We start from the raw sequence: 23172 nt of genomic DNA on the forward strand, positions 1-23172 counted from the left end.
GTGAAGATCCGCACGGACTTCCCCCATTCCGTCACCGTCATGGAGCACGTGCTCATTCCGATGAGCGACGGCGTCAAGCTTGCAGCCACAATCTGGCTTCCCGAAGACTCGGCTTCACGGCCGGTGCCCGCACTGTTGGAGTATCTGCCCTACCGGCGCGGGGACTGGACTGCGCCGCGTGACGCGCAGCGCCACCCCTGGTATGCGGGCCATGGCTACGCCTCGGTCCGTGTGGACATCCGCGGCTGCGGAGATTCCGAGGGCGTCATGCTTGACGAGTACCACCCGCAGGAACAAGCAGACGGAGTTGAGGTCATCGAGTGGCTGGCCGCCCAGCCCTGGTGTACCGGCAAAGTGGGAATGTTCGGAATTTCCTGGGGCGGGTTCAATGCCTTGCAGATCGCCGCGGAGCAGCCGGAGGCGCTTAAGGCTATCGTCACTGTCTGCTCCACGGATGATCGCTATGCCGATGACGTGCACTACTTTGGTGGCGCGATGCTCGGCATCGACATGACTTCCTGGGCTGGAACCATGCTTGCGTTCCAATGCCGTCCGCCCGCGCCCTGGCGGGTTGGCGACGCCTGGGAGACCATGTGGAAGGAACGCTTGGAAGCCCTCCAGCCTTTCTCCGAAATCTGGATGGACCACCAGGAACGCGACGACTACTGGCGCCACGGTTCGGTCTGCGAGGATTACTCTAAGATCACCGCGGCCGTCTTGGCCGTCGGGGGCTGGGCTGATCCCTACCGCAACACTGTTTTTCGGTTGTTGGAGCATCTTGACGCCCCCGTGCAAGGGCTGATCGGCCCATGGTCACATCAGTATCCGGACATCGAGCGGACGCCCGGTCCTACCATTGGCTTCTTGCAGGAGACCCTGCGTTGGTGGGACTACTGGCTCAAAGGCATCGAAACGGATGTCATGGCTGAACCCTCGCTGCGCGCCTATCACCAGGACTCCGTACGGCCGGCCACCCACTATCCCGAGCGAGCGGGCACCTGGGTGGGACTGGACGGATGGCCGTCCGCCGACGTCGGGCAGCGGCGCTTCAACCTAGCCTCAGATTTGCGCAGCTTGGCAACCGACGCCGCCGGGATGGCCGTCGTCGACACTCCGCAACACAACGGCGTGGACGCCGCCCGGTGGTTCCCCTTCGGGAATCTGTCCGATCTGCCGCCGGACCAGCGCGCCGAGGATGGGCGCTCGGTGGCATTCGAGACGCCGGTCCTCGAGGATGACATCAACCTGTTCGGCTATGCCCGGCTGAGGCTGCGGGTCAACAGCAGCACGCCCCGGGCCAACGTGATTGCCCGGCTCTGCGACGTTGGGCCGGACGGGTCGTCCACCCTGATCACCCGCGGGGCCATCAACCTGGCAAGGCGCAATGGGATGGACAAGGCAGAAGAGCTAATTCCGGGTCAATTCGTTGAGGCCGAGATCGAGTTCACTTCCATGTCGTGGCAGGTTCCGGCCGGGCACAGGCTCCGGCTCGCCCTGGCCACGACGTACTGGCCCTGGATCTGGCCGCATGGCGAACAAGGGTTCGTGACCGTTGACGCCGGGCAGAGCGTACTGACGCTCGATGACCTCGATCCTGCCGCCATCGGTAAGCGCGATGTCGCCTTCGAGGAGGCGGAGCAAGCCCCGGGCTTGGACATCCGGCCTGGAGCTGTGCTGGCCGCCCGCCCCGAACGTGAGGTCAGGTACGAGCCGCAATCGGAGTCCTGGACCTTGACTGTGGACCCGAACTACGGCGGCAACCGGATCTACCCAGACGGCCTGAGCTTTGGTGAAGAAGCCCTAGAACGGTATTCGATATCGGGAAACGATCCCCTGACGGCGCGGGCTGAGTCCATGTGGAACGTCTCACTGCAGCGCGAGGACTGGGGAGTTAGGATCGAGACCCACGCTACGGTCACTGCCAGCAAGGACCATTATGTACTGCACAACGAAGTCAAGACGTTCAAGGACGAGCAACTATTCTTTGAAAAGACTTTTGAGAAGCGCATCAGTCGGACATCGGCCTGACCAGGGGAAACGAGGACGAGCCACATGACAACTACAGCTAAGGACCACGAAGAGCGGCCCCGCGCCAAGACTGTCGGCGAACGGCAGCGGCATCCCACTGAAGTGCGGCGTCAGCTGGTGGTCGACGCCGCACGGGACCTGATCGCGGACAAGGGGTTGTTCAATGTCCTCATCCGAGACATTTCAAAAGCCTGCGGAGTCTCACCCGGGACCATCACCTACCATTTCAAGAGTCTCGACGAAGTCCTGATGGAAGTAGTCAAGGCAGAAACCGCGGACTTCTACGTTCCGCTCCAGGAGAGCGCCAGAGGGTCCGGCGACCCCACAAGGCAACTGCTGTATTTCCTGGAGGGAATGTTCGGCTCCGACGCGAATTCCCGCCGGCACTGGCTGATCTGGTTCGACTTCTGGTCCGCTGCGGCCAGGGACGAAGCTTACGGACGCTGGATGAGCGAACACTACGACGGCTGGCGCAGCGCCCTGCGCGAGATTACCGAGCGTGGCGTCAGCGAGGGGTCCTTCGTCTGCGACGATCCCCAAAGCTTCGCCATCGAAACGGCCGCTATGGTGGATGGGCTGGCCGTCCAATGCTATGCGCGGGGTTCATCCCTGCCCGTGGAAACTTCGCGGAGCCTACTTATAGCGTTCGTGAGGCGCGAGCTCCAGATCAGGTGAATGTCGCCCGGAAATAGCCCCGCGGCGACGCCCGCCGCGACCTCTGCAGGGCCGCGCACGCAGGAGTGAAGCGGGACTTACGCTGACATGCGCGAGAATAGCGGGTACCGCTGGTGTTAAGGTGGGCTGAGCATAAGAGAGATGGGGATCTTGACGTGGGCGCATCGGGCGTGGCGGTAGTAATCGAGGATGACGATGACATCCGTGAGGTGGTCCATGCCGTTCTCGAGGCGTCGGGCCTGGAGGTTTACGCGGCCGGGAACGGCGTCGATGGCGTGGATGCGGTCCGCCTTCACAACCCGGACGTGATCACCTTGGACCTTGGCCTGCCCGACATTGATGGGATCGAGGTCACCCGCCGCGTCCGCGAGTTCAGTGACGCCTACATCATCATGCTCACCGCCCGCGCGCGTGAAGTGGACACATTACAAGGGCTGGCCGTCGGCGCCGACGACTTCGTCACCAAGCCCTTCCGCCCCCGCGAGCTCCTGGCCCGGGTTGAGACACTCCTTCGCCGGCCACGCGGCAGCAAGCTTTTGAGCGGTTCGGGAGGGAGCACGACGGCGGAGCTGCCGCCGGCCCCGGCGCTGAACGCATCAACCGCACCCACACCCGTGCTTCCGGCGGGCGAACCGTCAGGGCTGGAACACAACGGCCTTTTCCTGGACGTGGCCACGCGGACAACCCGGGTGGGTACCGAAGAGGTGCAATTGACCCGCACCGAGTTCGACCTTCTTCAGGCCCTCATGGAGGCCGGACGCGTTGTCCGAAGCACCACTGGGCTTGCCCGGTGGCTCCATGCCAAGGAGTACGAAACCGGAGGCTACGTCAGCGAATCCGAAGAGCGCGCCATCCAGGTACACATAGCCAATCTTCGTAGGAAGCTCGGCGATTCGGCGCAGTCGCCGCGTTGGGTGGAAACTGTGCGTGGCGTGGGTTACCGCCTAGCCGCAAAGACTTCGGAAAACTGAAGGCAATCTTAAGGGAACCTTTAACGAGGTTCTTTACGCTGGGAATGTCAACTTCGGATTTTCACGGCTCAAAGGAGCACTGCATGAAAAAATTCGCCGCAACACTGCTCATGACGGGCCTGCTCGCTATTGGCGGATTTGTTACTCCTGCCAATGCCGCCCCGAAGACCACGCACGACACCACCAGCACCACAGTAACGACGGTTACAACCGTCCCTGTTGTGACTGACCCGGTCAACTACGCGCAGGTCGGTTGGTGGCCCAACTGACTCGCACTAGATGCCGTTTAGACGCCTCATAACGGCATTTACTGCCAGGTACTTGGGTAGACGACAGCAATTCCAAACACCGCCCCGGGCTACCGCCAAGGGGCGGTGTTCTTTTTGGCCGCCCACCCCTTGGCTCCCGGTACCGTTTTCCCCATGTTTGCCGCTGCTGAGCCCCGGAATTGGGCGACTCGCCGTGTCGTAAGCGCTTTCCCGATTCAAAGAAGGGGAAGACGGTACAAGCCCCCGGCGACGGCCGGCGTGCAACGCAAGGGCCGCCGTCGGGATCCGGAGCAGTTGGGGTGTGCGACGCCGGGACCTGCCCTTCCTGACCTTGTTTGCCGCTGCTGAGCCCTGGGATGATGCGACTCGCCGTGTCGTAAGCGCTTTCCGAATTCAAAGAAGGGGAAGACGGTACAAGCCCCCGGCGACGGCCGGCCCCTTTAGCTTTCGGTGTCCAGCGGGAGCCGGACTGAAACCGTGGTTCCCACGCCGAGGGCGGACTCGACATCGAGACGGCCGGAATGACGTTCCACAATGTCGTGGGCTATAGCCAGGCCCAGCCCGCTTCCGGGGATGGCCGCAGTGGAGGCGTTTGAGGCGCGGAAGAACCGTGTAAATACCTGGTCGATTTCCGTTTCCGGGATCCCGACGCCGGTGTCTTCCACGCGCACCACCACGCTGGGAACCGTGCCGGGGTCCGAGGTGATCCCGCTGCTAACGGCAACATGGCCGCCGTCAGGCGTGAACTTGATCGCGTTACTGATGATGTTGGCGAAGACTTGCTCAAGCTTGGCCTCGTCGGCGTGGACAGTCATGGTTCCCGGCGCATGCATCACGGTAAGGGACAGCGAACGGGAGTCCGCGAGCGGCTGCAACGTCGAGACAACAAGCCTGAGCAGGGTGCCCACATTCACGTGGCTCAATTGGAGGTCGCCGGAAGTGTCCTGGTGCGAGACGGTGAGCATGTCTTCGATCAGCCGTCGGAGCCTTTCGGCATTTCGTGAAATGACGTCGACCATCCGCCCGACACCCGCGGGAAGGGGTCCGCCGGCGCCAGAGCGGATCATGTCCAGATAGGCCGTGATGGACGTCAGGGGGGTTCGAAGTTCGTGGTTCACGGTTGTGAGGAAGTCGGTCTTGGCCTGGTCGAGTTCCTGGAGCTTGTACATGACCTGCTGTTGCGCGCCGATCAAGTGGCTCTGCATCAGGCCGTACGCCAAGTTCCCCGAGACGTGCTGAATCAGGCCTATTTCGGCCCGGGTCCATTCCTGCGCCGTGTCCGGGCGGGCGATCCAGATGACCCCGAGAACGAGATCTCCCTCGCCCACCGGCACCACAACAGACGCCGACGGCGCACCCGCACCACCCAGCGCACCCGCACCACCGGGACGCCCCGCGAGAGCCGAACCCGTACCACCCGCGGGAGCCCGTTTCGGCAGCGGTTGCACCTCGGCTTCTGCCCACAATCGCTCCGCCAGTTCGAACGTGGCGATGTCGTCCGTGAGTTCGCTTGGCAGGACTCCCGGTACCAGTCCAGGAGCGTTCCATTCGGCGCTCACCTGGGGCACGCGTGAGTCCGGGAACGTGGTGAACCAGACGTATTCCGCGCCCAGGGCCTCGCCGATTCCGTCCACCAGATGCCGGGCAATCCGGCCTGGATCAATGGTTGACCGGATCGCCGCGGACACCTTCCTCAGGCTCTCCCTCAGCGATTCGGCTTCCGAACGGCGGCGCGTCCGTTCGGCGGCACGGGCTATCAGTACCAGTGCCCTGTGTGCCCGAAATGCGGGCGGCTGGGCCCTGTAGGCAAAATCCGCAATGGTCCACGCTTCAAGGGCGGCAATATCCAGCTCGTCCTCGGGATCCAGCAAGAGCAAAACCGGGGCGTCATTCCGGGGAAGGAACTCGCGGAGGTCGTTGTCGACCACCAGCACGTCGCTCGGTTCGCTTTCCAGCGCGGCCGCGAGCGAACCGGCGTCGTGCGCTGAACGAACCACGAACCCCGCCGCGGCGAGCGCCGCAACCGTCTCTTCGTGACGGACCGTGTCAGGGTCTGCCACCAAGGCGCGGTTTGGCGACGACGCGTTCGCCACAGAACTCTCCACTGCGCTCCTACTGTTTCGGTTCGGCCCCCCACAGAGAGCCTACTATCGAGAACGCTACTTGAGCCCCGCCCCGGGCAGCAGATCGACGGCGCCGAGCGAGTCCGCGACGAAGGCATAGTCCCAAGCCCGCTCGCGCCATTGCACGTATCGTCCCGAGGCTCCGCCGTGTCCGCCGTCCATCTCGATCTTCATTACGATGGGCGCCGTACCGGTGGTCTCGGAACGCAGCACCTGGACCCACTTGGCTGGCTCCACGTAGAACACGCGGGTGTCGTTGAAAGAGGTCACTGCGGCGATCCGCGGGTACGAAACGGCGCGGATGTTCTCGTACGGAGTGTACGACTTCATGTACTCGTACACCTCGGGATCGGTGATGGGGTTGCCCCATTCTTCCCATTCGAGCGCGGAGAGCGGCAGTTCCGGGTCCAGGATGGTGTTGAGCGCGTCCACGAACGGCACGGCTGCCACGATCGCCGCGTACTTTTCCGGTGCAAGGTTGGCCACAGCGCCCATGAGCAGGCCGCCTGCAGAGCCACCCATGGCGGCGATCCGCTCCGGCGCCACCCAGCCGGACTGTGAAAGCCAGTCCGTTGCGGCGATGAAGTCCGTGAAGGTGTTCTTCTTGTTGAGCTTCTTGCCGTCGTCGTACCAGCGCCGGCCGAGCTCGCCACCGCCGCGGATGTGGGCGATTACCATGACGATTCCGCGGTCGAGGAGGGACAGCCTGGCCACCCCGAAGCCGGGATCCATGCTGACCTCGTACGAGCCATAGCCGTAGACCAGGCCCGCGGCGCTCGAGTCCTGCGAAACGGACGCGTGCCGCAGCACGGAGAGGGGCACGCGCGTGCCGTCCGCCGCCGTCGCCCATTCCCGGGTGGCCACGTAGTCGGACGCGGTGTAGCCGCCCAGCACAGGGCTTTCCTTCCGCAGCAGCAGTTCGCCGTTCGGCAGCGCGGCGGTGGGCAGCACGAAGTCGTACACCCGCGACGGCGTGAAGAAAGACGTGTAGCCAATGCGGATCACCGGGGCTTCGTAGTCAGAACCTGCCACCCCTGCCGTGTACAGCTCCTCGTCGAAGGCAGGCTCAACGGCGGCGCCCTGCGCCGAGGTTCCCAGGCCGGCGAGGGGCAGCACCTGCACGCGTTCGATCGTGTCCTGCCGTACCGCCACCACCAGATGCGTCGAGGTGACGCCGGCCCCGTTGACGCGAACGGCGTCGGAATGCTCGACGACGGTGCGCCACTGCTGCTCAGCCAGCGGCTTGGCGAACTCGGCCGGGTCCGCGATGGACACCATCGAGTTGATGGCATCCTTGTTATGGGTCAGGAGGATGGTCTCAACACCATCAAGCAGGAACGGCTCGGCCTCGTAGAGGATGCGTTCGTCGCGGGAAATCACGGTGGACAGGCCGGCGTCGTAGTCGTCAAAGCGCAGCAAGCGCGTCTCGCTGAACTCCGAGCAGCCGATGCTCAGCACCAGGTACCTCCGGTCGGAGGAGAGCTCGAACCCGAGCCACATGGAGACGTCGTCCTCTTGGTAGATGACCCCGTCCTCGCTGACTGGGGTTCCCAGGACGTGCGACTTCACCTGGTACGGGCGCCACGAATCGTCCACCACGGTGTAGAAGATCCGGGTGCCGTCGGGGGAGAAGGCCACGCCGTAGAAGATGTTCTCGATGACGTCGGGCAGCAGTTCACCCGTGCGCAGGTCCTTGATGCGGAGCGTGAAGCGTTCCTCGCCCGAGTTGTCCACAGCGTAGGCGTAAAGGTCGCCGTCCACTGTCACGGCACTGCCGCCAACGGAGAAGAACGGCTTGCCTTCAGCCTCGGCATTGCCGTCCAGCAGGACTTCTTCACCCTGGAGTTCGACGCCGGGTTCCACCGCCGGCGGGGTCCAGTCAGCCACGGGATCGCCGGAGTTTGCGGCCCGGACGCGGCAATGAATGCCGTACTCCTTGCCCTCGACGGAGCGGGTGTAGTACCACCAATCGTCCTTGCGGTTGGGAACCGAGAGGTCCGTCTCCTGGGTGCGTCCCTTGATTTCCTGGAAGATGGCCTCGCGCAGCGGTTCCTGGTGTGCTGTGACGGCTTCCTGGTAGGCGTTTTCAGCCTTCAAGTGCTCGACGACCTCGGAGGATTCCTTGTCCCGCAGCCATTCGTAGTTGTCCACAAAAACATCGCCGTGGTGCTCGCGGGTGGTGGGCACCTTCTTGGCGACGGGGGGAACTGGAGGGATGACAGTCTGGCTCATGGGCTAACTCTATAGACGGCCACTGCCACGCGACCACCGATTTCGCTCAGGGCGGCCGCTCCGTCAGCACACGACTGTCCCTTGGAAGGGTTGGCCCGTCCACACATTGCCGGGAGATGCCTGGTATAGCCCGTGGATCTGGTAGGTCCAGGTGCCCTTTGCCGCAACGGCTTTGGTGTAGGTTCCATTGGACGTTTGCATGTTGCCGCCGCCGGGGTTCGTCACCGTGAAATCGTAGGACGTGGCGCGGGGCACCGTTCCGTAGCTAGTCACAACGATGCTGAGGCTGCGTGCCACGCAGGTGGCCGCCACACTTGCTCCGGTCGGGGCAGGGAGCGACATCGTCCCTACGCTGGTTGAAGCGGAGTCCATTCCAGTGAACGCAGCCTGCGCGATACCGGGAGCGAAGACCAGTACCGCAGCCGCCGCCAGGACCGCCGCGACCCGACCCAACGCAGGCGTCTTCGCGACGTCGGCGGTGCTCCGGCTTCTACGCAAGGTCAGCGGCTTTCTGTCAGGCCCGGTGGTCCATTCCATTCTTAGCGCTTTCGTGCGGTAAGGGCAGGGCGACCGGTTCGGTTCTGTGAAGAGGATTTCATGCGGCGCGCCGGGTGGTGTGACCGCCCAGGGCTTTTTCCAACTGCGGTTGGTGCTGGCGGACGAGTTCCCCGGCTTCAATCGCCGCGGTGTGATCGGTCATGACCAGGGCGTGCTCGAGGCGGACGCAGTGCTGTTCCATCCGGAGCGCCCCCACCATCGAGGAGCTGGTTTTCAGGCTGAGCACAGCATCCATCGCGAGGTCACTGTTGCCGGTGCTCAGGGCTTGGCTGATCTTGTCCACCCGATGGGGCAGCAGCTTGGCGTAGGCGGCGGCGAACTTCTCGGCGGCTTCCTTGCTTTTCATCTCCCTGGCCAGGCGCTTGAGGGGGCGACGGTCAAAGGCCGGGAGGGGCCGCCCGGTGCCGGCCTCCGCGGCGTCGTCGACTTCGGGCTTTTTCCGCCAGATGGAGACGAGCACCATGACCACCAGGGCGGCCGGAGCGCCATACATCAGGACCTTCAGGACAACGGGATCACGAAGAGCGCGGATCGCGTTGCCGAGGTAGGGAACGGTGAACACCTGGCGGTCAACCTGGCCTGCTGCCAGGGCTGCTGTCCAGGGGTCGGCGCCGTTGTTGGCATCGCCCTTGGTGCGGACGGTGGCAGTGCCTTGGCTGTTCACTGCCAAGTCGATGATCCGGTGGGTCTCAACCCGCTGGTCCTCCACCGGAATGTGGTAGGTGATGATGTCCCCGACCTTCAGGTCCCGGACCGCCACGGGAACGGTGACAACCACGTCTCCCGGGTTGATCAGCGGCGACATCGAGCCGGTGAGCATGGTGCTGGTCTGGTAGCCCAGGACGCGGGGTCCGACGGCGAGGAACAGGAACGCAGCGACCGCGGCGACCATGACCGTCGTCGTGATGACGCTGACCACGGCCGGGGCAATCCTTGACCCAGCACCTTGAGTCTTATCGGTTCCGGGCTTTTCGGAGCCGGGCGTCGCCGTCGTTACGGCTGTCGGGGAGACCCGCCGTTGGCGGACCGGTGATGCGGTCATGGCTGGGTCTCCGTTCTGGGGGAGGCCCTCCGCCGTCGTTTTTCAGGGGGGCTCGACGGCGGAGGGCTGGCTGGGGGTGGGGGCAGGGTTACTGGTTGGTGGCGGTGCGCTGGGTGCCCGTGAAGTTGAACGCGATGGTGCTGCTCTGGTTCTGGAGGGTGTTGTCGGCTGTGGACGGCAGGGTCAGCGTGACCCGCAGGTTATCGGTGTGTCCGGCCGTAACCGAGGTCAGGTTCGCCAGGGCCACGTTGGCCCCGATGACGGGGCGGGAAGCCAGCACCGAAGTGGTGGTGCCGCCGCAGGTGTAGGTGTACGCGGGGGCGGTGCCGGCTTCGCTCCATGCCACGGAGCAGTCATCGACGGCTACCTGCAGGCCCATGGTGGTGTTGGTGTCCAGCAAGGAGGTCGGCAGGGCCGAGGTGGTCAGGGTGATCGCTGACAGCGACTGGTTTCCAGTTGCGTTGCTCAGCGTGGCCACGCGCTGCACGGTGTCGCCGGGGACCAAACCGGAAGCGGCGACGCTGAGCCGGTTCGCGGTGCCGGATGCGCCCAGGGCGATGTTGACGATGCCGGAGGCGACGGTGTTGCTTGCGGAAGTGCTGGAGGTGAAGGCACCGTAGGTTCCCAGTCCCGCCACGCCCGCAGCTGTGCCGACCAGGGCCAGGGAAGCAATGACTTTGCCGGTGGTGGTTTTCAGGTTGAGACCCATGATGATTTCCGTTTCTTGAAGCCCGCGAGACCAGGACTTTGCTGTCCGATGACCTCTACTTTCCGGCAGGAGTTTTAGGAAGCCGCAAGGATCCCGCAAGCTTTTCTCGAAGATTAGTTAAATATTCAATCAAGATTTTTGCGAGTGTTGAGCAGCCGGCTCAGTAACCGTGGGCTGCCACATACTGCGGGAGCGTGTCGTCCCGCAGTGCCGCGGCCACTTCTCCGATTCCCGCGTAGTCCGGCAGCACGATGGATTGTCCGTCTGGGGAAGTACCCGTGCCCGCCGTGGGAAGGGTGAAGAAGACGGAAGCTTTGGGATCCACGGTGCGGAGTCCGTAGGCCAGGATGGCCACGGACATCGGGTCATAGCCGTCGTCCACAGTGAGGTAGTTGGTCGCGAATTGGACGAGTCCCAACACGCTGGCGGGATTCTGGACGCCCCCCGAAAGCTTGACCAAGAGAGCGCGGAGGAATGTCTGCTGGTCGCGGACGCGCTGGTAGTCGCCGTCGGGGAAGGCGTAGCGCTCGCGGACAAACTCCAGAGCAGCCTGTCCGTCCAAGTGGTTGATGCCGGCCACGAATTGATGATGGGTCTCAAATGTGGCGGTGAACGGCAGCGTGACATTGACGTCGATCCCGCCGAGGCCATCTGTCAGGGTCTTGAAGCCGTTGAAGTCCAGCATCACGGTGTGGTCTATGTGCGTGCCCAATAGTGTCTCGACGGTCCGGACCACCAGGGGGATGCCTCCCACCTCGAGGCTGGCGTTGATTTTTGATGCGCCATAGCCCGGGATGTCCACCCAGTTGTCGCGCATGATCGAAATACCATAGACCTTTTGCCGGTCCGCTGGAACGTGGATCAGCATCAGGCAATCGGAGCGTTGATCCGAGGGCTGGCCTGTTGTGACGGTCTGGTTGTTTTGGTCCTTGGCATTCGCACGGCTGTCGCTGCCAATCACCAGGATATTCATGGGCGCCGCCGGAAGCTCCGGGATTGTCGGCGGGGCCGGCAAAGGGGCCGGCGCCGCTGCAGAGGGCGCATGGGTTTGAGTCGCCGACGGCGTGCCGCTTGCCGAAGAGCGCGAGGAGGCACTTGAGGGCGACGGTCCGGACGAGGTCCTATTGGATCCGGCAATGACCGCGGCCAGAACCACCACGAGGGCCAGCAGAATTGCCAGCCCCGCCGCAAGCCACAGTCGCCGTCGTCCGTCCATGTCCGGAACGTATCACCCAGGTGGGTTAAAAACGCATCAGGGAAGGCCTCATTTCGGCCACAAAAATCGCCCGCGTGTAGTTCCGGTGTCTCGACAAAATAACGTCTTGGTAGCACGATGAGAGATAAATCTCTCGCCTTCACATGGGCCGGCTTTGCCGTGTCCTTTCGGTTCCGTAATGGGGGGCTCTAAGCCCACGGAGCCGGACGTTATCCCTGCGAGCAAGGGAGGTCTGCATGGCCCCAACGTCGTGGCGCCGCACCGTATGCGGGGGACGGGCAGCAGCTGCGAGCTGAAGTTCATAGGGAAGTTCAAGGAAACCGAGTCACCGTCAAACGACGCCATGGTCTCCGGCGCCTCCAGATTTCCAGGCTAATAGCAGCCGGTCAGCAAAGATTTTCCTAAGGAATGAGTCTTATGACTGCTCATCCAAAACCCCTTCTATTGCCGCGCCTTCGAGCGCTCATGATTTTGCTCCTTGCCCTGGTGTTGCCGGTGGCGCTCAGCGGCACAGCGGCAGCGGACAGTGGCAAATCCGCAAGGACGTGGACTGTCCAGGTCGGCTCCGAATCGTCGGACCAGGCCATCCAGGGGATGTCCTTCCTGCCGAAGGACATTTTCATCAATGCCGGTGACAAGGTCACCTGGGAGGCCAACGCGGCCGAAATCCATACGGTTACGTTCCTGGCCACGGGGCAAACCATCGAGTCCACGCAACCCTTTGATCCTTTCAGCCCCCTCTATATATCCGCGCAGGGCGGCACGTCCTACGACGGGCACTCCTATTACAACTCCGGCGTGATGTCGAACGTCTCGAACAGTGGGTTCGCCGAAGTCGGTTCCTACACCCTGAAGTTCCCGGATACCGGCGATTTCACGTACTACTGCCTGGTGCATGGCGCGGCCCAGAAGGGCACAGTCCACGTGCGGGCCAAGGGTACGGATTACCCGTACAGCCAGGAGCAGTACAACAACCGGGTAGAGCGGGCGGAAAAGGCCATCATCCGTGACGGCAACCAGCTATGGAGCGACGCCCGCGATCAGGCGGACAACCACACCGTGATTGCCGGAGCCGACGACGGCGTGGCCATGGTCATGCGGTTCATCGAACCCAAAGTGGTCATCCACGTTGGTGAGAAAGTGAGCTTCGTGAACAACGGCATGGGCGAGCCGCACACCGTGACCTTCGGTGCCGAGCCCGCCAACCCGTTCCCGCCGCTGGGCGATCCGACGAATTACACGGGCGGGCAGCTCAATTCGGGCATTTTGCCGCCGGGCGTGATATTCACGGTGACCTTCAACAAGGCCGGTGTCTACGACTACATCTGCGCACTCCACGACTACTTTGGAATGGCCGGCAAGGTGGTGGTGAAGGACTAAGCTGCTGATTTGAACACATGCCGAGGTTTGTTTCCCGTACCGGCGCTACAGTGAACGCATACCGGGGCTTGTTTCCCAAACCGGCGCTACAAACGCCCGGCTGGGAAATAAGCCCCGGCGCGCGGGCGCCCCGGCGCGCGGGCGAGCCCGAGCGCCGACGGTGCGGTCCGGCGTCGGGCGCGCTGTATTCTGTACGCTTACCCTGAATTAATAAGCACGCTTAGGAAATGAGTCTTTGCGCCATGTTGGACAGCCCCCATACGTACTCGAGTGCACTGGGCGCCCCCGGCTTTCTGGCCGGAACTTTCCTCTTTGACCCGCTCACAGGGAAAGCGGAATGGTCCGACGGGCTCTTTAATCTCCACGGTTACCAGCGAGGTGAAGTAGTGCCCACGCTCGAGTTGCTGATGTCGCACAAGCACCACGATGACAGGCCGCGCGCGATGGAGATCCTGGCTCACGTATTCCGCGACGGCGGACACTTCTGTATCTACCACCGGATCATTGACGCGCAGGGACATGTCCGTCGCGTGCTGACTGCGGGGAATGCGAAACTGGGCCCATCGGGGACCGTCGCGCTCGAGGGGACCACGATCGACCTGACGTCCACGCTGCGGCGGGAAACCGAGCAGGCGGCGCGCGACGCCGTCGCGGGCGCCAATGCGACGCGGGGCGTCATCAATCAGGCTCGCGGCATCCTGATGGGGCGGTTGCTCCTTAACTCCGACGCCGCCTTCAAACTGCTCGTGAGTTGTAGCAGCATGACGAATGTCAAGGTCGCCGTCCTTGCCTCACACCTTGTTCGCGTCGCTGACACCGATGAGGGGCCGGAAGCAATGGACGAGTTCATCCGTGTTCTTCAGGCTTGCGACCAGGCGGCGGTGAAACGCGCGTTGGACCCGCAGTAAGAAGCCGTCCGGCACAGCCATCGCCTCCCAACCGACGGCGTGGCAGTATGTTGTGAGTCAGGCTCGATGAGGGCGTCTCCGCGACAAGGAGCGACGGTCATGACCTACATCTACAACTTCGCCGATGTGCAAACAGGCGATGTCGCCGTGGCCGGCGGCAAGGGCATCGGGCTGGGCAACCTCGTCCGGGCCGGGCTGCCGGTCCCTCCGGGGTTCGTGCTGAGCACGGGGGCGTATGAGGCCTTCGTGGACGCCAATGGGATTCAGGCGCGCATCCAGGAACTGGCGGCCTTGCACTCGGAGGCGACGCCGCAGGACTACGAGGACGCCTCGGCCGCAATCCGGGACCTTTTCACCGGCGGCACCATGCCTGCGGCCATCGCATACGAGCTCGCCGCCGCTTATGAAGGGCTCCGCGCCGACGACGTCGACGACCGCGCCGCTGACGTCGACGCGCGGGACGACGTCGACCGCGACGCCGGCGTGCCCGTGGCGGTGCGCTCGTCCGCTACGGCCGAGGACCTCGCCTCGGCCAGCTTCGCGGGGCAACAGGAAACCTACCTCAACGTCCGCGGGGCGGAAGCATTGGATGCGGCAGTCATTGATTGCTGGTCTTCCTTATGGACGGCGCGCGCCATGGCCTACCGGGACCGGGAAGGCATCGCACCGGGCGATGTTCGCCTCGCGGTAGTGGTCCAGCGGATGGTCGAGGCCGAGGCGGCCGGGGTCATGTTTACCGCCAATCCGGCCAACGGTCGCCGCGACCAGATCGTCATCAGTGCCGCGTGGGGACTGGGGGAGTCCGTGGTCAGTGGAACAGTCACCACGGATGACGTCGTTGTCGAAGCGGGAACCGGCCGCGTGCTCTCGCGCCGGACGGCCGACAAGGAAGTCATGACTGTGTACACGGACCAGGCCGCGGATCACGCGGCGGACCACGGAGCAGCCGACCGCGGAGGAACGACGGAGCAGCCGGTCCCGGCGGCGCTTCGGAATCGGGCCGTGCTCGACGACGGAGCGGCCGCCGCTCTGGCCCGCTACGGATCTCGGATTTCCGACTACTTCGGAACTCCGCAGGACATCGAATGGGCACTGGCCGACGGCAATTTCTTCATGCTGCAATCCCGGCCCATCACGGCACTGCCTGAACCCGTAGCTGACACCCCGGACACCTGGCCGCTGCCCTATCCGAAGGGGCTCTATTTCCGGGCGAGCATCGTGGAACAACTGCCGGACCCGCTCTCCCCGCTGTTCGCCGACCTCATTGACGGCTCGGTCACCCGTTCGCTCAAGACCCTGATGAACGAGGCCGTCGGGAGTGACGTCGTCAGGGATGGCGACGTCGGACTGCCCACCATCAACGGTTACGCCTACTATTACTACCGCACCGCGGCCATGTGGCGGGTGATGGGCAAGGCGCCGGCGGCCATGGTCGCCCTGGCTCGCGGCAAGGCGCACATGGGCATGGATGGTTGGCGGGAATTCTCGCATCCCCGCTACAAGCAGGTGCTCAAGGACTGGTCGGCAAAGTCCCTGGGGGAGCTTTCGGGGGAGGAGCTGCTTGAGGGTGTCCGGACGTTGTTGGACGCTGGAACCGTGTACTACACGGCCGTGGAGTCGGTCATTCCGATCGCTGCCACGAGCGAAATCTCCTTCCGGGCGTATTACGACAAACTCATTCGGCGAGCGGGAGATCCCTCTGCCGAGACGTTCCTTCTTGGCTACGACAGTGAACCCATCCGTGCGGAGAAATCGTTGTACGACCTCGCGGCCTGGGCACGGGAAGTTGAGGGGCTGGTCCCGGCGATCCTCAATCAACCGACGGCGGCACTGGCCGAGTCGCAGCGCAGCTGGCTCCCTCCTGCCGGCATGGACCCGGCACTTTGGCAGCAGTGGCATCCACGCTTCCAGGCCCACCTCGATCGCTTCGGCCATGCGGTCTACAACCTGGACTTTGCCAGCCCGGTGCCGGCGGATGATCCTTCGGCGCTGCTGGATACGGTGAAGTTCTACCTGCGGGGACAAGGCAACGACCCGCATGAGCGCCAGCGGCTCTCGGCCGCCCGGCGGGAGGACCAAACCGAGCGGATGCTCGCCCGGCTCGGACAGACCCGGCTCGGGCGGAGTCGCAGAGCCCCATTCATCCGTCTGCTCCGGTGGGCGCAGAAGTCCGCACCGATCCGCGAAGATGCCCTGGCCGACGTCGGGCTCGCCTGGCCGCTGATCCGGCGGATGCTGCTCGAAGTCGGACAACGGCTGGTGTACTCCGGCGTCATCACCGGTCCCGCCGACGTGTGCTGGCTGCGCCAGCAGGAGCTGCAAAGCGCCGTCGAGTTCGGCCTCGCCGCGCCGCAACCGCCGGGCACGACGGAACCGCTTGCACCGGTGGCGGTGGCAATTACGGGGGCGGCGCGCCCCGTCCGCGCCGACGTCGTCGAGGAGCGCAAGATGCTTTGGCGGGGCCAGGCCAAGGCGGCCGCCCCGCAACTGCTGCCGGAGACCCGTTGGATGAAGCGCACTTTCGAATCAATGATGCCGGCACGCTCCCAGGACCAGCCGGGCGACGTCATCAAAGGGGTCGGGGCCAGTGCGGGCCGGGTCAGTGCTGCTGCGCGCGTCCTGGGCGGGCCCCAGGATTTCGGCCAGATGGCGCCCGGAGACGTTCTGGTTGCCCGTATCACCACTCCCGCGTGGACCTCGCTGTTCGCCATGGCCTCCGCCGTGGTCACCGACGTCGGCGGCCCGCTGAGCCACAGCTCCATCGTGGCCCGGGAATACGGCATACCCGCCGTGCTCGGCACCGGGGTCGCGACCCAGCGGCTCACGAGCGGCCAACAGATCACCGTCGACGGCGACGCCGGCACCGTGACCGTCGAGCACCCACCCGCCTAGCCCCCTCCGACGCTCGCTCACTTATGTGGTGTTTCCGGCGGACGCTCGCTCACTTGATCTGAGCGAGCGTTCCGCCAAAGGGCCATATATCTGAGCGAGCGTTTCTGTTTTTGGCCTTATACGTGAGCGGGCGTCCGGGGTGATGTGCCGTGGGCGGGTCTGTCAGGGCCCGACGGCGGCAGTCCCGTTGCGCCGCTTTCTGACCTTTTGGGGGGTGCTCCCCCCAGACGCTCGCTCACTTATGTGGTGTTTTCGGCGGACGCTCGCTCACTTGATCTGAGCGAGCGTTTCCGTATGCGGCCATATATCTGAGCGAGCGTTCCGCCAAAGGGCCATATATCTGAGCGAGCGTTTCGGTTTTTGGCCATATATGTGAGCGGGCGTCCGGGGTGGTGTGCCGCGGACAAGCCTGTTAGGGCCCGACGGCGGCAGTCGCCTTGCGCTGTTTTCCCACCTTTGGTCGCGCGCCAGGATCGCAGGTTTCCCTAGGTTTAACCCAAGAAATGCGCAGGATCGCGAGTCTTGCCACAGGTTGTCCCAAGGACTGCTCCACGGGGTATTTGGCCTTGCTAAGTTGCTTGTGAGCTGGTGCTGGACCAGCTCACATCCCCCAACTCGCTCAGGAGTTTCACATGTTTGCTTTCTTCTCCAATGCCGCATCGCGTATCCGTCGTGACGAAAAGGGCGCCACCGCCGTCGAATACGGCATCATGGTTGCCCTCATCGCGGTTGTCATCATCGCCGCCGTCACCCTGCTCGGCGGGACGGTCCAAGACACGTTCACCAAGGTCCAGTGCTCTGTGGCCGGTAAGACCTACTCCGCCGGAGCAGGCGCCGGCAAGGCCACCTGCGCCTAGGATGTTTGTCTGCTCCCCGACCGTTCGTACCAGACAACAAGGAGCTTCGATGCTTTCCGCTTTCCAAAAGTCCGTTTCTCACGCGCGGCGTGACGAAACCGGCGCGACCGCCGTCGAATACGGCATCATGGTCGCCCTCATCGCGGTGGTTATCATCGCCGCTGTCACGCTGCTGGGCAGCACGGTCAGGGAGACGTTTTCCCAGGTCCAGTGCTCGGTCAGCGGCAAGGCCTGGACGGCTGCCACAACTTCAGGTGGTACCGGCACCTGCGCCTAGAAGTCGTGCTGCGAGTGCCCGGGAGGGCAATGCCGGCACACCAAGCAATTCCCGAGTGGCGGCGGCATTCAGGCGGCCGCCACTCTGCTTGATTCGAACTATCCGTTCTCTGGGAGGGCAAGAGTATGCCGAGGGCTTCAGAGCGCGGTGCCGTGGCGGTTGAATTCGCCATCCTCGCACCGCTCCTGATCATGCTGCTCCTGGGCATCATGGAATTCGGCAGGGCTTACAACGTGCAGGTGTCGCTCTCAAACGCAGCACGCGAAGGAGTCCGCGTCATGGCAATCTCGAATGATCAGACGGCCGCCAAAACTGCGGCAAAGAACGCTGCCGTGTCGTTGAATCCACAGCTGGCAGACACTAACTTCACTTTCAGTCCGGCCAGCTGTACCTCCGGGGCCCAGATGTCCGTGACCATCAAGTACACCCTCAACACGCTCACGGGAATCGCGGGGCCTTTCCCCATGCAAGGAGTAGGAGTCATGGTATGCGGCGGCTGATGACCCGTGACGACGACGACGAGCGCGGTGCGGTCGCCGTCCTCATCGCTCTCTTGCTGGTGGTGCTGCTCGGGTTCGCCGCCCTCGCCGTGGACGCGGGAATGCTGTACTCGGAAAAGGCGCAGGTACAGAACGGATCCGACGCCGCTGCTCTCGCCGTTGCGCAGAAGTGCGCCGCGAACACGAGTGATCTGAGTTGCTCGATCACGTCGCCGGTGGCAATTGACATGGCAAACAAGAACGCAAACGACGGCCTGGGCAATATCAAGTCGATCAGCCTGGACCTGCTGAACCGGAAAGTAAGTGTGACTGCCGGAGCCCAGCAGGCGGGCGGCGCGCCGAACGCCGTCTCGCTCTTCTTCGCCCGCGTCCTTGGATTTGGCACAAGCGATGTTGTGACCACCTCTAGCGTTCAATGGGGGAGTGCCGTCGCTGGACGGACCCCATTTCCCATCGCCTATTCGGTCTGCCAGGTGAAGGGGTTCCTTGGCGGAGCCCTCCAGCTCCTTCAGGATCACGGTTCCAACGTAAACCCCGGCTGCTTGTACGGCCCCTCGGGCGCGTTTGTAGCAGGAGGCTACGGTTGGATCACTCAGGATGCGGGAGCGTGCGGAGGCACGGTTAACCTTGCGGTTAGCGAAAGCGGCAGCGCTCCAGGGAACAGCATCCCAACTAACTGTTCGGCCACGCTTCAAAAGTGGGCCGACACTATCACCGCTGGGCGCGACGTCGTCGTCCTGCTTCCGGTCTTCGACGCCGTCACAGGTACGGGAAGTGGCGCTGTTTACCATCTGGTGTCCTTCGCCGCATTCAAAGTGACGGGGTGGAAGTTCAGCGGCAACAACAGTCTTCCGGACAGCTTCCGTAACACGAATTCCGATGTCTCCAACGCTCTTGCCTGTACCGGAAATTGCCGCGGAATCATCGGGAGCTTCATCAAATATGTCTCGCTGGCGGACGGCTACACGCTGGGGCCCGTAGACGCCTATGGGGCCACCATTGTCCGCCTCACCAACTAGTTTTCATCCATTCTTTGAGCACAGGAGTAGTAAGTGAAGTCACGCTTGTTGGCCGGATCGGCAGCGGCACTGCTGGCCGTCGTCGGGGTGATTCTCGTATTCTCCTATGCGCAAGGAGCGGATCAACGGGCAGTCCAGAACCTGGCGCCTGTTGACGTGTTGGTGGTCAGGACGGCCATCCCGGCCGGCACTCCTGTTGACGCCATGAAGGATTCCCTCGATACCCAGCAACTGCCGGAATCGGCCGTCCCGAAGACAGCGCTGCACACCTTGGGGGATTCAGCAGGCAAGGTTGCCGCCGTCGACCTCGTCCCTGGCGAGACGTTGGTGGCCGAACGTTTGGTGGCCCCGGATGCGCTCAAGACTCCTGGGGACGTCAAGGTACCGACAGGGCTTCAGGAGGTCTCATTTCAACTGGAACCCCAGCGGGTAGTCGGGGGACTGCTGGTTCCAGGTGACCACATTGGAATATTCATCTCCATGTCCAGCGGCGGAATCGAGGCGAAGCCGGACAAGCAAACTACCGAACTGGCGATTCACAAGGTTCTTGTGACCATGGTCCAACGAGCTCCCCAATCGGCAGCGAGCGCACAAGCGACGCCGAATCCCAGCTCTGGTGCGGCAGGATCCAAGGACAGCGCACTTCCCACCGGCTCCCTCCTGCTGACCGTTGCCGTGAGCGATGTGGATGCATCCAAGATTGTCTTCGCCGCCGAGTTCGAAAAGATCTGGCTCAGCAAAGAGCCGTTGGATGCCAAAGACAGTGGCCCCACCGTCATGCAGCAGAGCGGGGTATACAAATGAGCCGCTTTGTCCTGATAACTCCCAGTACCGACTTTGACCAACGGTTGCGCCAAGCTGTTGCGGGCGGCCTGCCCGGAAGCGTGCAGACCTTCTTCACGAGCATTTTGCCGGCTGACCCAGCCGAACTGTTCGGCGCGCTCAATCAGGAGCAACTCGAAGTGCTGATTCTGGGACCTGACGTGCCCGTGGAGGACGCTCTTCGCCTGGCCACGGTTTTCGATGTGCAGTTGCCGGAGCTGAGCGTGATCCTTGTCAGCGAACTGGATCCCGCATTCGTCCTCCAGGCCATGCGGTCCGGCATTCGCGACATCATGAGCCCGGCAGCGGACGTGGCCCAGATACGGGTCATGCTTGAGCGCGCGTGTCAGTCTTTCGCCAGCCGTCAGCGCACCATGGAACCCAAGCAATCGGGCTCCCCGAAAGGCTTGGTCATCGGCGTCTTCTCGCCTAAGGGGGGCGTGGGCAAGACGACCATCGCGACGAACATCGCCGTGGGGCTGGGAAAGATCGCGCCAATGAGCGTGGTGATCGTGGATCTGGACTTGCAGTTCGGTGACGTTGCCTCCGGGCTCTACCTCAATCCGGAGCACACGGTCACCGACGCCGTTACTCCTTCGGCCAGCCAGGATTCCCTGGTACTCAAGGCATTTCTGACTGTCCACCCGGCAAGCATCTATGCCTTGTGCGCGCCGAAGGACCCCGTCGAAGCGGACGAGATCTCGCCGCAACAGGTGGGTCGGCTCCTCGAACAGCTTGCCCAAGAGTTCCAGTACGTGGTGGTGGACACCGCACCCGGGCTACCCGAGATCGGGCTCGCTGCCCTTGAGCAATGCTCGGACGCTGTCTGGGTGACTGGCATGGACGTTCCAAGCGTCCGAGGCCTCCGTTCCGGCCTGGACATTCTCCGCAGGCTGAACCTCTTGCCGGAAACCCGGCACGTGGTGCTCAACATGGCTGATTCCAAGTCGGGGTTGTCGGTGCAGGACGTCGAATCGACCGTCGGTGCTCCGGTTGACGTGAGTATCCCTCGATCGAAGGCCGTGGCGTTTTCCACCAACCGCGGCATTCCCGTGCTCCAGGACGCGGTGAAGGATCCGGCCGTCAAAGGACTCAAGCAACTTGTCGAGCGTTTCAATCCAACGTGGCGTGCCAAGGCGCAGCGCAAACTGCACAGAAGGGTAGTGGTCTAGATGAAGCTGTCTGAACGCCTGCATGCCGCCGAGGACAGCCTCGAAGGATCCCTCGGCCGGGGGGCAGAACTTGGCCCCGGGACGCTGTCTACGCCTAAACCGACATTCGCTGAGTCCACTCAGCAAGTCAGGCCAAATCCGGCCGGGAGGCCTAGCAGCGTCTCAAAACCCCACACTTCAGTGAAGCTGTCCGACCTCCCGGACTCGCCGAAACCTCGAGCCCAGCAACCGGTGGACGCCTTCGCTGCTCTCAAGAGGCGCGCCGCCACCGCATTATTCGAGCGGCTCGGGGCGAGGTTCAATGACTCGAGTGTCAGCGAACAGGAGTTGCGGTCAACTGCCCGGGAAGAGCTCACCCGGATCATCGACGCCGAGCAGGTCCCACTGTCTGCGGATGAGCGCAGCAGGCTCGTGGCGGACGTGGCGGACGACGTCCTCGGCTATGGGCCGCTCCAACGGTTGCTGGACGATCCGGAAGTTACCGAAATCATGGTCAACAGGATGGACCAGATTTACGTCGAACGAAAAGGCAAGCTGACCCTGACAGATTCCGGATTCAGCTCCGAGGACCATCTCAGGAGGGTCATTGAACGCATCGTTTCGAAGGTGGGGCGCAGGATCGACGAGTCGTCTCCCCTCGTCGACGCCCGACTTGAAGACGGCTCGCGCGTCAATGCTGTGATCCCTCCGCTCGCTGTGGGCGGCTCGTCGCTGACCATCCGAAAATTCAGCAAAATACCGTTGACCATCAGGAATCTGATCGATTTCGGCACGCTTACGCCCGAGATGGCCGAACTCCTCAATGCTTGCGTCAAAGCGAAGCTGAACATCATTGTTTCCGGAGGTACCGGAACCGGTAAGACAACGTTGTTGAATGTTCTTTCGTCCTTCATTCCGGAGGACAACCGCATCGTCACCATTGAGGACGCCGTAGAACTGCAGATCCAACAGCAACATGTGGTCAGGCTTGAGAGCAGGCCGCCGAACACCGAGGGTAAGGGTGAAGTGACCATCAGGGAGTTGCTCCGGAACTCCCTTCGTATGCGCCCCGACAGGATCGTCGTCGGCGAGGTCCGCGGCGGAGAGTCCCTCGATATGCTGCAGGCGATGAACACCGGTCACGACGGTTCCCTCTCCACGGTGCACTCAAATTCCCCTCGCGACGCAGTGGCGCGCCTCGAAACCCTGGTGCTCATGGCAGGCATGGACCTGCCATTGCGAGCAATCCGTGAGCAAATAGCGTCCGCCGTGAATCTCATCATTCAAATCTCCCGGTTGCGGGACGGAACGCGCCGCATCACTCACGTAACTGAGGTTCAAGGCATGGAAGGCGACATCGTCACCCTCCAGGATGCTTTTGTTTTCGACTACTCGGCGGGTGTCGACGCCCACGGGATGTTTCTTGGAAGGCCTGTGCCCACCGGTATCCGTCCGCGGTTCATCGACCGCTTCGATGACCTGGGCATTCGCGTTTCTCCTGGGGTATTTGCCGCTCCTTTAGTAACAGCAGCAAGGACGTGAA

Annotated in this window: 20 protein-coding genes; 14 read left to right on the plus strand and 6 right to left on the minus strand. The window is 63.2% G+C overall.

Translation table 11 applies throughout. From position 1 onward, the window contains the following. From ABD742_RS02475 to ABD742_RS02490, 4 genes are all read left to right on the plus strand, one after another. Complete coding sequence (locus ABD742_RS02475; RefSeq protein ID WP_234748822.1) at window positions 1–2028, plus strand: CocE/NonD family hydrolase; 2028 nt, start codon at window positions 1–3, stop codon at window positions 2026–2028. A gap of 24 nt (window positions 2029–2052) precedes the next feature. Continuing rightward, entirely contained in the window at window positions 2053–2703 is a 651-nt protein-coding gene (locus tag ABD742_RS02480; protein WP_234748823.1) for a TetR/AcrR family transcriptional regulator, read from the plus strand. A gap of 155 nt (window positions 2704–2858) precedes the next feature. Beyond that, a complete protein-coding gene (locus ABD742_RS02485) occupies window positions 2859–3674 on the plus strand; it encodes a response regulator transcription factor (RefSeq protein WP_234748824.1) in 816 nt (271 codons plus the stop codon). Between the two features lie 83 nt (window positions 3675–3757). Then, window positions 3758–3943 (plus strand): hypothetical protein, encoded by a 186-nt coding sequence (locus ABD742_RS02490; protein ID WP_234748825.1) that lies wholly within the window; start codon window positions 3758–3760, stop codon window positions 3941–3943. 440 nt (window positions 3944–4383) lie between these two features. On the opposite strand, the gene ABD742_RS02495 is transcribed toward ABD742_RS02490, so the two are convergent. The 6 genes from ABD742_RS02495 to ABD742_RS02520 all read right to left on the minus strand — a co-directional run bounded on the left by ABD742_RS02495 (window position 4384) and on the right by ABD742_RS02520 (window position 11823). Then, the gene (locus ABD742_RS02495) at window positions 4384–6048 is read right to left on the minus strand and encodes a sensor histidine kinase (protein WP_234748826.1); all 1665 of its coding nucleotides are present in this window, start codon (window positions 6046–6048) and stop codon (window positions 4384–4386) included. 54 nt (window positions 6049–6102) lie between these two features. Further along, on the minus strand, window positions 6103–8298 hold the full coding sequence (locus tag ABD742_RS02500; protein WP_234748827.1) for a S9 family peptidase: 2196 nt from the start codon (window positions 8296–8298) through the stop codon (window positions 6103–6105). Between the two features lie 63 nt (window positions 8299–8361). Continuing rightward, window positions 8362–8835, minus strand: a complete 474-nt coding sequence (locus ABD742_RS02505) for a hypothetical protein (protein ID WP_234748828.1) — start codon at window positions 8833–8835, stop codon at window positions 8362–8364. A gap of 58 nt (window positions 8836–8893) precedes the next feature. Next, complete coding sequence (locus tag ABD742_RS02510; RefSeq protein ID WP_234748829.1) at window positions 8894–9898, minus strand: signal peptidase I; 1005 nt, start codon at window positions 9896–9898, stop codon at window positions 8894–8896. An 88-nt stretch (window positions 9899–9986) separates the two neighbouring features. Beyond that, window positions 9987–10607: a CalY family protein gene (locus ABD742_RS02515; RefSeq protein ID WP_234748830.1), complete on the minus strand. Its 621-nt coding sequence runs from the start codon at window positions 10605–10607 to the stop codon at window positions 9987–9989. A 160-nt stretch (window positions 10608–10767) separates the two neighbouring features. After that, on the minus strand, window positions 10768–11823 hold the full coding sequence (locus tag ABD742_RS02520) for an LCP family protein (RefSeq protein WP_234748831.1): 1056 nt from the start codon (window positions 11821–11823) through the stop codon (window positions 10768–10770). Window positions 11824–12240: 417 nt separating this feature from the next. Between ABD742_RS02520 and ABD742_RS02525 the strand changes: the two genes are divergently transcribed. The 10 genes from ABD742_RS02525 (at window position 12241) to ABD742_RS02570 (ending at window position 23171) form a co-directional block, all read left to right on the plus strand. Further along, entirely contained in the window at window positions 12241–13203 is a 963-nt protein-coding gene (locus ABD742_RS02525; RefSeq protein WP_234748832.1) for a plastocyanin/azurin family copper-binding protein, read from the plus strand. 227 nt (window positions 13204–13430) lie between these two features. After that, window positions 13431–14111, plus strand: coding sequence for a PAS and ANTAR domain-containing protein (locus ABD742_RS02530; protein ID WP_234748833.1), 681 nt, complete (start codon window positions 13431–13433; stop codon window positions 14109–14111). A 99-nt stretch (window positions 14112–14210) separates the two neighbouring features. Then, window positions 14211–17003: a PEP/pyruvate-binding domain-containing protein gene (locus ABD742_RS02535; protein WP_234748834.1), complete on the plus strand. Its 2793-nt coding sequence runs from the start codon at window positions 14211–14213 to the stop codon at window positions 17001–17003. Between the two features lie 632 nt (window positions 17004–17635). Further along, on the plus strand, window positions 17636–17860 hold the full coding sequence (locus ABD742_RS02540; RefSeq protein ID WP_234748835.1) for a Flp family type IVb pilin: 225 nt from the start codon (window positions 17636–17638) through the stop codon (window positions 17858–17860). A 49-nt stretch (window positions 17861–17909) separates the two neighbouring features. Beyond that, window positions 17910–18137, plus strand: coding sequence for a Flp family type IVb pilin (locus ABD742_RS02545; protein ID WP_234748836.1), 228 nt, complete (start codon window positions 17910–17912; stop codon window positions 18135–18137). A gap of 125 nt (window positions 18138–18262) precedes the next feature. Then, on the plus strand, window positions 18263–18637 hold the full coding sequence (locus ABD742_RS02550) for a TadE/TadG family type IV pilus assembly protein (protein WP_234748837.1): 375 nt from the start codon (window positions 18263–18265) through the stop codon (window positions 18635–18637). Next, complete coding sequence (locus ABD742_RS02555) at window positions 18625–19656, plus strand: Tad domain-containing protein (protein WP_234748838.1); 1032 nt, start codon at window positions 18625–18627, stop codon at window positions 19654–19656. The genes ABD742_RS02550 and ABD742_RS02555 overlap by 13 nt, the downstream gene beginning before the upstream one ends. A 33-nt stretch (window positions 19657–19689) precedes the next feature. Next, on the plus strand, window positions 19690–20460 hold the full coding sequence (gene cpaB / locus ABD742_RS02560) for a Flp pilus assembly protein CpaB (protein ID WP_234748839.1): 771 nt from the start codon (window positions 19690–19692) through the stop codon (window positions 20458–20460). Beyond that, window positions 20457–21650: a CpaE/TadZ family protein gene (locus ABD742_RS02565; protein ID WP_234748840.1), complete on the plus strand. Its 1194-nt coding sequence runs from the start codon at window positions 20457–20459 to the stop codon at window positions 21648–21650. The genes cpaB and ABD742_RS02565 overlap by 4 nt, the downstream gene beginning before the upstream one ends. Then, complete coding sequence (locus ABD742_RS02570) at window positions 21651–23171, plus strand: TadA family conjugal transfer-associated ATPase (RefSeq protein WP_234748841.1); 1521 nt, start codon at window positions 21651–21653, stop codon at window positions 23169–23171. It abuts the gene before it with no gap. Window position 23172: the final 1 nt, after the last annotated feature.

Source organism: Arthrobacter ramosus, assembly GCF_039535095.1.
GTDB classification, from domain to species: Bacteria; Actinomycetota; Actinomycetes; order Actinomycetales; family Micrococcaceae; genus Arthrobacter; species Arthrobacter ramosus.